General features: G+C 68.2%; 8 protein-coding genes. 5 read left to right on the top strand and 3 right to left on the bottom strand.

From position 1 onward, the window contains the following. Positions 1 to 106 precede the first annotated feature (106 nt). From NRO40_RS20535 to NRO40_RS20515, 5 genes are all read left to right on the top strand, one after another. On the top strand, positions 107 to 529 hold the full coding sequence (locus NRO40_RS20535; RefSeq protein WP_058945340.1) for a restriction system modified-DNA reader domain-containing protein: 423 nt from the start codon (positions 107 to 109) through the stop codon (positions 527 to 529). Continuing rightward, positions 529 to 1005 carry a hypothetical protein gene (locus tag NRO40_RS20530; protein WP_058945339.1) on the top strand — a complete coding sequence of 159 codons (477 nt, stop codon included), beginning with the start codon at positions 529 to 531 and terminating at the stop codon, positions 1003 to 1005. The genes NRO40_RS20535 and NRO40_RS20530 overlap by 1 nt, the downstream gene beginning before the upstream one ends. Positions 1006 to 1182: 177 nt before the next feature. Further along, positions 1183 to 2526: a serine/threonine-protein kinase gene (locus NRO40_RS20525; RefSeq protein ID WP_058945338.1), complete on the top strand. Its 1344-nt coding sequence runs from the start codon at positions 1183 to 1185 to the stop codon at positions 2524 to 2526. Between the two features lie 183 nt (positions 2527 to 2709). Then, positions 2710 to 5832 (top strand): DEAD/DEAH box helicase, encoded by a 3123-nt coding sequence (locus NRO40_RS20520; RefSeq protein WP_058945337.1) that lies wholly within the window; start codon positions 2710 to 2712, stop codon positions 5830 to 5832. Positions 5833 to 5899: 67 nt separating this feature from the next. Next, positions 5900 to 11446: a DNA methyltransferase gene (locus tag NRO40_RS20515; protein ID WP_257375465.1), complete on the top strand. Its 5547-nt coding sequence runs from the start codon at positions 5900 to 5902 to the stop codon at positions 11444 to 11446. A gap of 516 nt (positions 11447 to 11962) precedes the next feature. Here NRO40_RS20515 and NRO40_RS20510 read toward each other — a convergent pair. From NRO40_RS20510 to NRO40_RS20500, 3 genes are all read right to left on the bottom strand, one after another. Next, on the bottom strand, positions 11963 to 12310 hold the full coding sequence (locus NRO40_RS20510; protein WP_058943372.1) for a hypothetical protein: 348 nt from the start codon (positions 12308 to 12310) through the stop codon (positions 11963 to 11965). Between the two features lie 151 nt (positions 12311 to 12461). Next, positions 12462 to 12689, bottom strand: coding sequence for a hypothetical protein (locus NRO40_RS20505; RefSeq protein ID WP_232791150.1), 228 nt, complete (start codon positions 12687 to 12689; stop codon positions 12462 to 12464). Further along, positions 12686 to 12832, bottom strand: a complete 147-nt coding sequence (locus NRO40_RS20500) for a hypothetical protein (RefSeq protein ID WP_232791151.1) — start codon at positions 12830 to 12832, stop codon at positions 12686 to 12688. Before NRO40_RS20500 ends, NRO40_RS20505 begins: the two co-directional genes overlap by 4 nt. Positions 12833 to 13158: the final 326 nt, after the last annotated feature.

Here is a 13158-nt window from a genome sequence, read left to right as displayed (position 1 = left end):
TTACTGGCCGTCGGCGATGGCCCGACCGGATTCGATCAACCTTGCGCCCGATCTCCCCAACCCCTAAACTTTGAGGACTTGAAGTTTTAACCTGTGGAGGTCGGTCGTGCCCAAGCGTTCCATCGAGATCGACGACGAGGTGTTCGCCTTCCTGCAGAGCCGGAGCGAGCCCCTGGTGGACACCCCTAACGACGTACTGCGACGCCTGCTCCTCACGGACTCCGGCCTCCCCGCGAAATCCGGGGAGGAACGGCGCCCCGGTGATCTGATGCCGTTCATCACGGCGGGCCTGCTCGAGGCTGGGGACAAGTTGGTCCACGTCCAACCGCGCCGCGGGCTGACGCACGAGGCCACGGTGACGGCGGACGGATGGCTCGAGATCGAGGACGGCCGCGCGTTCTCCAAGCCTTCGCCTGCCCTCAAGGCGCAGACCGGAGTCGACATCAACGGCTACGGCAAGTACGTCCTCAAGAAGAACCCCGAGGTCCGGCTCCAGGACCTCCGCGAGCAGTTGCGAGGCGGTGCCTGATGGCGACGAACCTGATCATCCTCGGCGATCGGGAGCCCCTGGCCTGGGTGCTGGAGAACCAGCGGATGGCCTTCCCCGTCGGGCGGAGCACCGGGCTTCCCGAGAAGGGTGACGAGATCCTCCTCTACACGACCAGGGGCTGCTTCCGGAATCCCGGACGCGACCGCGGGCGGGTCATGGGCTTGGCCACCGTCACCTCCGAGGTCGCGGCACTCCCGGAACCCGTCTCGTTCGGTGACCGGGACTTCACCTCGGGGTGCACCCTCCACGTGCACGGGCTCGCCCCGCGCCACGAGGGAGTGATCCTCGCCGACCTCGTACCGCATCTTCAGGTCTTCCCGGATCCGAAGACCTGGAGTGTGCGCATGCGGCGCGCATCGTTGAAGCTGCCCGAAGCGGACGCGGATCTGTTGCGCCGGGAGCTGCAGCCGATGCTCCGCACCCGCACGGCGGTTCTCGGCCAGTACGTGCTCTGATCCGGCCGCTGCCCTGCCTGGCCTGCTTCGTTTCCGGCAGGGCAGCGGAACGCCAGCCGTAAACTTGCCGACGAGCTGTGTGCGCCGTCGGCCGGACGCGGCCCTCCCGCGCGTCCGGCTGCTCCAGGGCGCACCGCCGACGACACCACGATCAGGGTGCGACACAGGTGGGGGCGCATGTACGAGCTGAACGAGGAGAGGGATCCGGCGGTGCTGGGTCCGTTCGAGCTGCTCGCCGTGCTCGGGCAGGGCGGGATGGGCCGTACTTACCTGGGACGCAGGCTGCCGCTAGAGAATCTCGGTCCCGAGCTGGAGACGGGATATCACCTGACGGAGTTCACGGAGCCGGCTCAACCGGCGCTGGCGGCGGTCAAGGTGATCAAACCGTCGAAGCTGCGGGACAGTTCCGAGCACTCCGAGGAGGAGGCGCGGGCGCGGTTCGCGCAGGAGATCGAGACGATGCGCACGGTGGCCAGCGCCCGGGTCCCGGCGCTGCTCGGCGCCGATGCCGACGCCGAGCAGCCCTGGCTGGCCATGGACTACGTCCACGGCCCGACGCTGCACAAGCTCGTCCACACCTGCGGGCCCTTGGCCGTGGGGCCGTACGGCGCACTCGGCCTCGCCCTGGTGGACGCGCTCCGCGCCATCCACGGCGCCAAGCTGCTGCACCGGGATCTCAAGCCCGGCAACATCGCACTCGGCCCCAACGGCCCCGTCGTGCTCGACTTCGGTCTCGCCGTCCTCACCGAGCGGGACAGCGACGCGGCTCTCACCAAGACCGGCGTCGGCTTCGGCACCCCCTCCTACATGTCGCTCGAGCAGGCGAGGGACACCAAACACGTCACCGAGTCGACGGACATCTACTCGCTGGGGGCGGTGCTCTTCTTCGCGGCTGCCAAGCGGCCGCCGTACCCCCTCGCTCCCATGCACACCGCACCGAAGTGGGACGGCGTGTACGGGCCATGCCTGCCGCTGCTGGGCCGGATCCTGGTGCAGGTGGCAAAACAGCGACCGTCCCTCGACGAGATCGAGGACGATCTTCGCCAGTTGCTCACCGACCACGGGCTGTCGGAAGAGGCCGCCGCGGACCAGCTGCGCGTTCTGGTGAGGGAGTCCGGACTTGTTCCGGAACTCCCCGCTAAGGCTCTCTCCGACCTGCCGGACCCCGAGGTCCAGCAGGCCGCCCAGCAGGCCGTCAACCAGGGGGCCGCCCCGGACAGCCCGTGGGTGCCCGACCTGTTCGACGAGTTCCTCGCGGCCGAAGCCGAGGACCTGGAGCCCCTGGACGTACCCGCCGAGCCCGCGCCCGGCCCCGCCGAGTATGTGCCGACCGTGGTGGATCCGGGCGCCCAGCCGACTCCGGGAGCCGGTACGTCGCTCCCCGCACAGCCCACCGTGACCAGTTACCGCCTGGCACCGCCGCAGCCCCCTGCGACGCCGGACCCGGCTGTGGCTCCGGCCATTGCCCTGCGGGCCGCCGAGCGGCTGCGGAAGGCCTACGCGCACAGCGGGCGCCTCTGACCTGACAGGCCCCGGGTCCACCACAGTCGGTCTCAGCAGGCTGCAGGCCCTGGATCCCGGAGGACCTTTGTCCGTTTAGGCTTCGAAAGGGCTCCGTGCCACCCCCACCCCCGGTAGAAACAGAACCTCGCGCACCCGCAGTACGCGTGCGTCACACCGTCCTGTCGAAAGGAACCGCCCGCCATGCCCGACGCAGCGTCCGACCTCCCTTCGGGCCCGCCCCCGGCGGGCACGGTGATCGAGGTGCGGGACGAGGAGTGGCTGGTCCGCAGCAGCAGTCAGGTCCGCGCGGGTGAGATCCTGATCGAGGCCGTCGGCGCCTCCGAGCTGGTCCGCGGGCACCGGGCGCGCTTCCTCACCTCGCTCGACGGCATGCCCCGCGTCCTCCGCCCCGAAAACACCCGGCTCGTCCACGACACGTCCGAAGGCTTCCGTCTCAGCCGGCTCTTCCTGGAGGCAGTGCTCCGCAAGACCCCGCTCCCCCAGATCGAACGCCGCCTCGCCCTCACCGAGGGTTTTCTGCTCGACCGCATGGACTACCAGTTGCGGCCGGCGCAGAAGGCACTCGAGAGTCCGCTGAGGCCGCGCCTGCTGATCGGTGACGTCGTCGGCCTCGGCAAGACGCTGGAAATCGGGATCCTCCTCGGTGAGCTGATCCGCCGGGGACGCGGCGAGCGCATCCTCGTGGTCACCCCCGCGCCGGTCCTCGAGCAGTTCCAGCACGAGATGTGGACCCGTTTCTCGCTGCCCCTCGTCCGGCTGGACAGCGTGGGCATCTCCCGGATCGAACGGAAGATCCCGGTCGGCCGGAACCCGTTCACGTACCACAAGCGCGTCATCATCTCGATGGACACCCTGAAGAACGCCAAGCGCTACGGGGCCTGGCTCCAGGGCATCGAGTGGGACGCCGTCGTGATCGACGAGTCCCACAACCTGATCAACCGCGGGAGCGACCGCCGCATTCTGGCGGAGCTGCTCGCCAAGCAGACCGACGCCCTGATCCTCGCGAGTGCCACCCCGCACAACGGTGTGATGCGGGACTTCACCGGCCTGGTCCGGCTCCTGGACCCGATGGCCGTCAAGGACGAGCAGAACCCGAAGGCGTCCGAGCTGCACCACCTCATGCTCCGCCGTACGAAGGTGAGCAAGGAGGTGACCAAGGCGCTCACGGGCTCCTGGGCGCCCCGCGGCGAGTCGAAGCCGATCCCCTGCCCAGCGGGCGAGCTGGAGGAGCGGGTCTTCGCCGAACTGACCGACAGCTGGCTGCGGAATCCGGACCCGCACGGGACCGATCACCTCTTCCCGTACGTGCTCCTGAAGTCCTTCCTGTCCTCGCACCGCGCGCTGTTCACGACGGCCCGCAAGAAGCTGGCCGGCCTGGGCCACGCCCTTCCCGAGGGACACAAGAACGTCACCGACCCGCCGCTGACCGGTGCGGAGGCGCACTCGGCGGTTCCGGAGGTCGCCTCGCTGCTGCGGCTGACGGAGCTCGCCCGAGAAATCGAGCAGGCGTCGGCTTCGGCTGCCGGCGTCGCCGCCACGGCCAAGCTCACCGCCCTCGTCACATACCTCCGGCAGATCGGGGTCGGACCGGGCAGCCCGACTCGCGCGGTCGTGTTCTCGGAGCGCCGCGAGACCCTCAACTGGCTCGGCACGGTGCTGCCCGCGCTGCTGGGCTGGAAGAAGCCCGAGAACGCCGAGGACGCCGTCAAGGTGATGCACAGCGAGGTCTCCGACACGGTGCAAATGGAGTACGTGGACGAGTTCGCGCGGGCCGGCAGCGACGTACGGCTGCTGCTGACCGGCGACGGCGCATCCGAGGGCGTCAACCTGCACCGGCAGTGTCACCACCTCGTCCACTGGGACCTGCCGTGGAGCCTGATCCGCGTCGAGCAGCGCAACGGCCGTATCGACCGCTACGGGCAGACCCAGAACCCCGAGTTCCGCGCGCTGATCCTGCGCAGCGAGGTCGAGGGAGCTCTGGACGACCGGACCGTCGCCGAGAAGGTCCTCGCTCGCGAAGCACGGGTGCACGAGGTGCTGGGCGCGGTGGAGGCAGCCACCAAGGAGGACGACTGGAGCAAGGAGGAGCGCCGGGTGATGGAGGCACTGCTCCGCGACGCCCCGCCCGAGGAGGCGGTCGCCGACCTCCAGGCCGTCGATGTGGACGCGCTTGCGGAGGGCGACGGTCTGGGCGCCGGGTTCCCCGTGGCGCGCCGGACGATGAGCGAGTTCGGGACCGGTCCGGCCCCGGTGGAGCCGGAGGCCGACGCGTCCGCCCCCGGCGGTGACGCCGGCGAGGGGGGCGAGGCCGATGTCGACGCCGACTTCGACTTCGATCTGGACCTCGATCTGGACGACTACGGGTCCGACGCTTCGGAGGAGTCCGTTCCGGCGCAGGACGGACCCGACCCGGCCACGGAGGACTCCGACATCCCCACCGTGGACGAGCTGCGCCTGTTCGACCGCGCTCCGGAGCGGAACCGCCTCCTGTACGTACGCACCGGACTGGAGGAGCTGGCGAAGCTGGAGTCGCTCCACCTCGACACCGCCTTCGTCGGCACCGACCTCAGCTTCGACACCCCTGAGGACCTGGCCGACCGGCTCGACGTGCTGCCGCCCGGCTATCTGCGCGACCAGAACATCGCCCGGCGGATGAAGCTGACCTTCAGCCGCGGGGACGCGGCCGACTCCCTCAAGCGGGCTCGCGAGGACTCGAACTCGTCCTCGCTCTGGCCTGACGCCCACTACGTCGGCGAACTCCACCCGGTGGTCGAGTGGATCACCGACAAGGTGCTCGTCCACCTCGGCCGCCGGCAGGCCCAGGTCCTCCAGGTCGATCCGCGGTGCGCGCCCACCCCGGTGGTCCTCACCCAGGGTGTGTGGTCCAACGCCGAGGGACGGCCGACCCTGGTCGCCTGGCTCGCGGTCGACCGGCTCGACGAGCCGGAGCCGCGGGTCCGGGAGCTCACCCCGGAGCTTCTCACCGAACTGGGCATCGGACCGGACATGCCCGACCACTACAGCCCCGGTCCCCTGGAGGACCTCAAGCCGCTGGTCCCCCGAGCCGTGACCGCGACCCGCCGCGAACTCGACGGTCTGCGGGAGATCGCCGACCGGGAGGTCGACGCCCCGCTCCGCGCGTACGAGAAGCAGGTCGGCGACTGGCGGCAGGAGCTGCTCCCGGGCTTCACCCGGTCCACCCGCGACGACGCGGCGGACCGCCTGGCCGCGGCCGCCGCCCGGCTGCGGACCTCGGGCGACCCGATGATCCGGGTCCTGGCCGTACTGGAGCCCGGCGTATGAGTCCCCAGCGCAGGCGTCCCCGTCCCCTCGACCGCACCCCGATGAACAGCGAGCAGGAGCAGCAGGCGTGACGTTCGATTCCCTGATCAACGAGCGCGAGTACTTCCCGTCCTTCTATCTGGACGACATCCTGCCGAAGCAGCTCGCCAGCGGCCCTCTCAAAGAATGGTCGGCGCGCGAGCGCCAGGGCCAGGCCACGCCCCGGCAGAACCTGCGCGACCTGACCCGCCCCTACATGGACGTCCGGGCGAAGCTCGGCCCGGACGCGGAGAAGTACAACGGACTGTCGTACGCGCCCGCCGTGGCCGCGCAGGAGGCGGCTGCCGCCGTACTGAAGGCCGTGGTCCCGGACACGGAGCCGCTCGCCTTCCAGCCGGCGCAGGCGGAGGCCGAAGCCGACACCTCGCCCGAGGGCGACTGGCGGACCACCCTGGCCGGGTGGCACGAGCGTCTGCTGGAGGCCCTCGACTTCGCCCCGCGGCCGGGCCACTTCACCGCCCACACCCCGACCGGTCCCATCGCCGTGCCGGTGGCCCATGCGGAGCCCGACGTCCTCGTCCTGACCGGCGGCTTCGCGGAAGACCTGGACGCCACCCGCGGCGACGGCCCCGCGAACCTCCTCCCCGCCCCGGTCCGCGTGTCGTCTTCGAAGACGCTGACGACGGTGCGCGAGCTCGCGTCGTGGGTGCTGAACGCGGAGAACGCCCCGCGTTACGCGCTGCTCCTCTTCGGAGGTGTGCTGATCCTCGCCGACCGGCACTCCTTCTCCCGCGGCCGCTATCTGGCGGTGAACCTGGACACCGCACTGCCCCGTAAGGCGGCGAAGGGCGCGAAGGCCAACGAGATCGACCTGATCGCGGCGATCTTCGCGGCCTCGTCGCTGCGGCCCGGCGAGGACGGCTCGGACGACGAGATCGCCAAGCTGGTCGCCGAGTCCCGGGACCACTCGGTGGGCGTGACCGCCGAACTCCGCGTCGGCCTCCAGAAGTCCGTCCAGCTCATCGCCAACGAGGTGCTCGAGCGAGCCCGCGAGGAGTTCGGCGTCCGCCCCGAGGACCTGCCGGACTGGCTGCCCGACACCCTGAAGGAACCCGACGCCCTGCGGCACCTCCTCACCGAGGAGTCGCTGCGCTACCTGTACCGAATCCTGTTCCTGCTGTACGCGGAGGCCCGGCCGGAGCTCGACATCCTGCCGGTGAAGAGCGAGGCGTACGCGACCGGGTACAGCATCGGCCGGCTGCGTGAGCTCGTCGTCCAGGAGAAGCTCGGCAGCGCGTCCCGGGACCGGTTCCACTTCCACGAGTCCCTGGCCCTGCTCTTCGAGAAGGTGTTCACCGGCCACCCGGTGGCCAACACGGTCACCGACCGACGCGCGCCGATCGAGGAGGCGCCCGAGCTGGTCGAGGACGACGGCCTCGAGGGCGTACGCATCGAGGCGCTGCGCTCACGTCTCTTCGACCCGGAGTCGATAAAGCTCGTCGGCCAGTGCATCCCCTACCCGCACCCGACCCGCCCCGACGGCTCGCCGGCCCCGGCGAAGCCCCTGGATCTGCGTCTGCGCAACAAGGTGCTGCACCAGGTCCTCCGCCACCTGACGCTCGTCGAGGGCCGGGGGAAGGGCCGCGGTGGATTCATCAGCTACGCCAACCTCAGCATCAACCACCTCGGCGCGGTGTACGAGGGCCTGATGTCGTACATCGGTTTCATCGCCACCGAGCCGATGTACGAGGTGGCCAAGGGCGGCAACCCGGAGGGCGGCTCCTGGCTGATCACGACCGACCAGGTGCGGAGCGGGCTGTACTCGGACGCGCCGGGCGACAGCGTCTTCGTGAAGGAGGACGGCATCAACCCCGAGACGGGCGTGCCCGACTCGGTGGTGCACCCTGTCGGCTCGTACGTGTACCGCCTGGCCGGCCGCGACCGGCAGACCAGCGCCTCGTACTACACGCCCGAGTCCCTGACCCAGGCGACCGTCGAGCAGACGCTCCGCTTCCGCCTGGACGACGAGGGCCGCGTGGACCCGCGCGAACCGGAGAAGTCCGACGTCACTGCGGCGGAAGTGCTGCGCTGGCGGGTGTGCGAGCCGGCGCTCGGCTCGGGTGCGTTCCTGAACGAGGCGGTCAACCAGCTGGCCGAGCTGTACCTGAAGCTGGCCCAGCACGAGCGGGGCGAGCAGATCGACCCGGAGGAGTACCCACGCGAACTCCAGAAGGTCAAGGCCTACATCGCCCTCCACAACGCCTACGGCGTTGACCTCAACAAGACGGCCGTGGAGCTGGCGGAGATCTCGCTCTGGCTCAACACCATGTACCCGGGCATGCGGGCGCCCTGGTACGGCCTGCACCTGCACCGCGGCAACTCCCTGATCGGCGCGGCGCGGAAGGTGTACCCGGGCCAGTTCCTGGACAAGGGCGGCTGGCTCAAGGCCTCCGACCAGCAGGCGCCGAAGGCGGTCCCGCTGACCGAGAAGCTGTGCGGCACCGGCGTGCACCGGCCGGTACACCAGTTCCTGCTGCCGGCGCTGGGATGGGGCTCGGTCGGCGACTCGGTGTCGGTGCGGAAGGCCACGGGGAAGAGCGTGGTTGCCGGTGCGGTCGCGGACTGGCTGGAGCCCGAGCTCATCGAGGCGATGAAAAAGTGGCGTTCGGGCATCCGCCGGGCGCCGAAGGGCGAGAAGAAGACGTCGGTGGCGTCGGTGAAGGCCCCGACGAGCCAGGCCACGGTTCTGGCGCGGGAGGAACGAAGCGGCCAGGGCGCGCTCGATCTGGGCCTGGAGATCTGGGAGCAGTCGGGCTTCGACTTCTCGGCAGCGGCGACTGAGGCCCCGGCTCCTGTGAAACGGGCCGCGCCGGTACGACGCGGCACCGGCGCGGACGACGGCTCCTTCGGTCAGACAGGGCGCCTGCGGGCCCTGGCCGAGCGGGTGGAGTACCTGTGGGGCCTGGTCAAGCTGCGGCTTGAGTTGTCGGAGCAGGAGATCTCCCGTGACATCCCGGTGTGGGGCGCGGAGGGGCGGGCCGAGCGTTCGGCCCCGGTGATGGACCGGGAGGCCGTGCTCGACGCGTTGCAGATGGAGGGCAGTCCGTACTGGCGCCTCAAGCAGGTCATGGACGCGTGGTGCGCCCTGTGGTTCTGGCCGCTGGAGGAGGTCTCGCTGCTCGACGGCACGGCCCCGGACTATTTCAACGGCGCGCAGGACCTGAAGAAGCTCAGCAAGGGCGCCCGCGACCGGAAGGTGGCGCTGCGGGACCTGGACGACTGGATCGAGTTCGCGGAGTCGGTCCTGGGCCGGGTGGATGTGGAGCCGGGGAAGGACACCGGCTCGCTGTTCGAGATCCCGAAGGTCAACGGGCTTGAGGGGCTGGACAAGTTCGAAGCGGCCCTCGACGAGAAGATGACCGAGATCTCGGGCTGGGTGGACTTCGGAAACCTGGGTGACCTCTTCCCGTGGCACGGCACAGCGGTCCGCATCGCGAAGGACCGGGGCTTCTTCCACTGGGAGCTGGACTTTGCGCATGTGTTTGCGGGGGGTGGGTTCGACCTGATGGTGGGGAACCCGCCTTGGGTCCAACCCGAGTGGAAGGAACTTGGCGTTCTCGCGGAATTTGAACCATGGTTTGAACTCGCAGAGAAGCCAAGTGATGACGAAATCAGGCGACGCAAGTCGACCGCTCTGCAGAAATTCGAGACGCGATCAATTTTCTTGAGCGAGCTAGCGAATTCGGCCGCACTGTCCGGATTCCTTACCTCCCCGGACAGATATCCGGAATTGACAGGAACCCAGCCAGACCTCTACCGAGCATTCATGCTATTGGCATGGCATGCCACTGGATCACGAGGAACGTCGGGCCTAATCCACCCCTCTACGCACCTTACGGGGACAAGGGAGGGCTCACTGCGTCAAGCCGCATATCGTCACCTCAGGCTGCACGCAGACTTCTCCAATGAGCTCTACCTATTCGCAAAACCCGTAATGAATGACACGCACTTCAGCGTGAATATCTACGGAAGAGCTGGGCGAGTTGGATTCTATCACCTTACATGGCTCTTCCATCCCAGCGTCTTGTCAAATTCGATCCGGCACGACGGGGTCGGAGATTTTCCAGGCATCAAGAGACTGGAGAAAGAGACCGATAAGTACACCTGGGACGTACGGCCGCACGCAAGCCGGATCAACTACGTAGACCTCGACGTCCTAGAGAACTGGAATAGAATCTCCGGGGAGGCCGATCCTGCAGAGGCGAGCGAGGGGCGCCTCCTGTTTCCTGTTACAAACGCCGAAGAAGGAGTTATCCACGCTCTTGCAAAGTGGCCGATTCGGCTTGGTTCAATGAATCCACGAATCAGTATCGGTTTTCATGAGAAGAACGATCGCGCAGCAGGTTATTTTGATTGGAACCCCACCGCTCCGGAAAACTGGGAGGCCGTCATCCTCCAAGGCTCCTTCATCGGCGTGGCTACGCCGTACGCAAAGCAGCCTCCGGTAGGCGGCTCCAAGAGTATGCGGGATTACGCCCCTTGGGATCACCTCAATCTACCTTTTGACGCGGTCCCCCGGACAAACTATCAGAGAAAGGCAAGTGTCTCTAAATTCACGGAGCGGCAGGAGCGCTGGTTCGACGGTTCCGAGTATTTGCGGCTTACGCAAGATCCGGAAGTGTGGGCTGCTTCAGAAGCTCGCGCCAAGGAGCGCGACGCGCGGCTTTCAGGAACGGATCTGGACGATGCCATCAAAGCATGCCTTCACGCAGCCAGTTACCGCCCGTACTCCGATTTTTTTCGAGTTGCTTGGCGAGTAATGAACCGCCCGAAGAATGAGCGGGTCTTGTACGCTAGTCTAATCCCGCCGGGGCCAACTCATGTTGACGCAGTTCGCAGCATGGCGCTCGATACAAACGAGGAGACTGTACTCGTAGCCGGATTCTTCGCTGCTCTCCCCTCCGAATACCTCCTCCGGATTACAAATCGAACACACATGGACGTGTCCCACGCGAAACTGTTTCCAGCCCCTACCATCGGCCATCCGCTCTCGTCAGCATTGATGCTTCGAACAATGCGTCTCAACTGCCAGACAGAGGCATATTCTTCCCTGTGGGAGGAGCTCTACGATCCAGCATGGACGACAGAGCTCTGGGCGGCGATTCCAGTATGGCCTGTAGGAACTTCGAAGCTGCGCCACGGAATCAACTCGACATGGACCACCGAAACACCATTCCGGACGGAATTCACGCGCCGGGCGGCGCTTGTCGAGATCGACGCCCTAGTGGCCGTCTGGCTCGGGATCAGCGCGGATGAGCTCGTCGCCATGTACCGGGCTCGTTTCCCCGTGCTCCAGCAGTACGAGGAGAACATGTGGTTCGACGCGACCGGGCGACGGATCGCCAAGGCGCACCAGCAGCACGGCTACGGGCAGCCGAAGGACGCCTGGAAGCAGCTCAGTTCGCATGAGAACTTCCCGCTCGAAGCCAACGTGCCCGAGGGGTACGAAGGCCCGCTGTACCGGGCGGACCGGGTGAAGGAGATGCGTGCCGCGCACGCGGAGTTCACGCGGCGGATGCGGGCCGCCGGCTGGGAGCCCGGGGACACGGAGCCGCCTGGAGCTGCCCCAGAGTAGGCCTGGCCCGTCGAGGCCGCGCAGCAGCTGGCCGTCAGCCCCTCCCCTCGCGGGGAGGGGCCGGGAACGGCACCTGACCTGGCGCGTGCTCAGGCAGTGGTGGTGTCTGCGCGGTCGACCACTCGGGGCCAGGAGTGCCGCCTCGGATTTCGCGAGCGCCGAGGCGGCACTCCCTGCCGACAACCACGGCCCCGCACCGTGACGAGGTGCGAGGCCGCAGCATCACTCCTGGCCAATCACCTGGACCAAGGTGCTGTCACGAGGACGACCACGATGACGTCGTCGCGCCGGTCTTCCTGGTACCAGACGATCAGGAGTCCGCGTGCATAGCTCTTGAGTCGGGACACCGCAGGCTCGTCCTGCGTCGGCGGACCCAAATACCGGACCGAAGCGGCATCCGCGAGCTCCTGAGCGATCTTCTCGGCCTCGGACCTGCCCTATAAGGAGAAATTGACCCCGTCGCCCTTGCCACCTACGACACGATCGGCTCCCGGGCGTACTCCCCCGTCCACTCGCTCAAGCGGCGACCTCGCGCTCCGCCTCAGCGATCATCCGGCCGATCTCCGCCGACGCCGCCCGCCGCACGGCCCTGTCCTCCGCGGTCCCGGAAACGGTCTCCAGCTCATGCAGCCGGGCAGCCCTCTCCGGAGTCCGCCGCAGCGCCACCCAGATCCCCCACCGGTGGATGAAGAGGTGCATGGGGGTCGTGCTGTCGGTCTGGATGGCTTCCTGCCATGCCTGCCGGAACTCCTGCTCGAACTCGACGGCGGCGGCGAGGTCGATACGGTTTACGGCCACCCGGAGCGCGGCCTCGGTCAGAGGCGGCATCGGCAATGCGGCGTCGCTGATGGGCGAGGTCGTCATCGGGTCCTCCTCGTGATATCCGGTTCACGGTATCGCGCTCGTAGCACGCAGGGTGCGTCCTTGCCGGCGTGATGCGATGGTGATGCCGCGCTCCCTTCGCGGAGCTCAGACGCCCGGCCGAACGCGAGCACGGTCACGGTGCGGTGCGCGGTCACTCGGCATCTCCCCGTCGCCGTCGGTGCCCGGCCCGGAGGAGGTCGAGCGGATCGGGCTGCGGCGGGAGGTGCGGTGCGCACTCCGGGCACGCGTACACGTTCCACCCGGGCCCGGAGTTCTGGTGCACCTCGGCGACGGTCACGGGCTCGTCCGTGATGCGGTGGCAGCGCACGCACATGCGGACGGGCTTCCGCGTCGGCGGGTTGAGGGTCGGCTCGCTCACCAGGCCGCCCCCGTCGCGTGGACGTCACGGGTGTCCAGGTCGAGCCCGAAGTCCGCCGCCATCACGAGGCTGAGTCGCCGCCACCGCTGACGGGCGGCGCGCTCCTCCTGTCGCTCGTACGCGGCCAGGTACGGGCGGATCAAAGGCGTGTCCTGCCAGACGAACGTGTCCGTGAGTCCGTAGGGGGACCTTGGCCGCGCGGCCCCTTCCCGAGCCGGACCGCACCGCTCGCGCAGCCCCGGGGCGGCCTCTCCCGTCCGACGAATGGCGGGAGGGGCGGCCGGCGGAGCGTCAGCCCGACGCCGCCCGGAACCAGGCGCGAGCACGCCCAGCAACAAGTACAGCAAGGCATGGATAATGCCCATCGTCATCAACCTCCACGGGGTTGGTGGCCACGCCCCCGGGCCGCTCCAACGGCTGCGGGGGTTCTTTGTGATGTACCACGGTACGCCATGGTCGCCCTCGATGC

The organism is Streptomyces changanensis (genome assembly GCF_024600715.1).
In the GTDB taxonomy this organism is placed as follows: domain Bacteria; phylum Actinomycetota; class Actinomycetes; order Streptomycetales; family Streptomycetaceae; genus Streptomyces; species Streptomyces changanensis.
Note: the sequence above shows the minus strand (reverse complement) of the source record. Positions and strands in the feature narration are given on the sequence as shown.

Bases quoted from the DNA above. Each gene is read 5' to 3' on its own strand.
- NRO40_RS20530 (WP_058945339.1), top strand. From the start codon at position 529: ATGGCGACGAACCTGATCATCCTCGGCGATCGGGAGCCCCTGGCCTGG.
- NRO40_RS20525 (WP_058945338.1), top strand. From the start codon at position 1,183: ATGTACGAGCTGAACGAGGAGAGGGATCCGGCGGTGCTGGGTCCGTTC.
- NRO40_RS20520 (WP_058945337.1), top strand. From the start codon at position 2,710: ATGCCCGACGCAGCGTCCGACCTCCCTTCGGGCCCGCCCCCGGCGGGC.
- NRO40_RS20510 (WP_058943372.1), bottom strand. From the start codon at position 12,310: ATGACGACCTCGCCCATCAGCGACGCCGCATTGCCGATGCCGCCTCTG.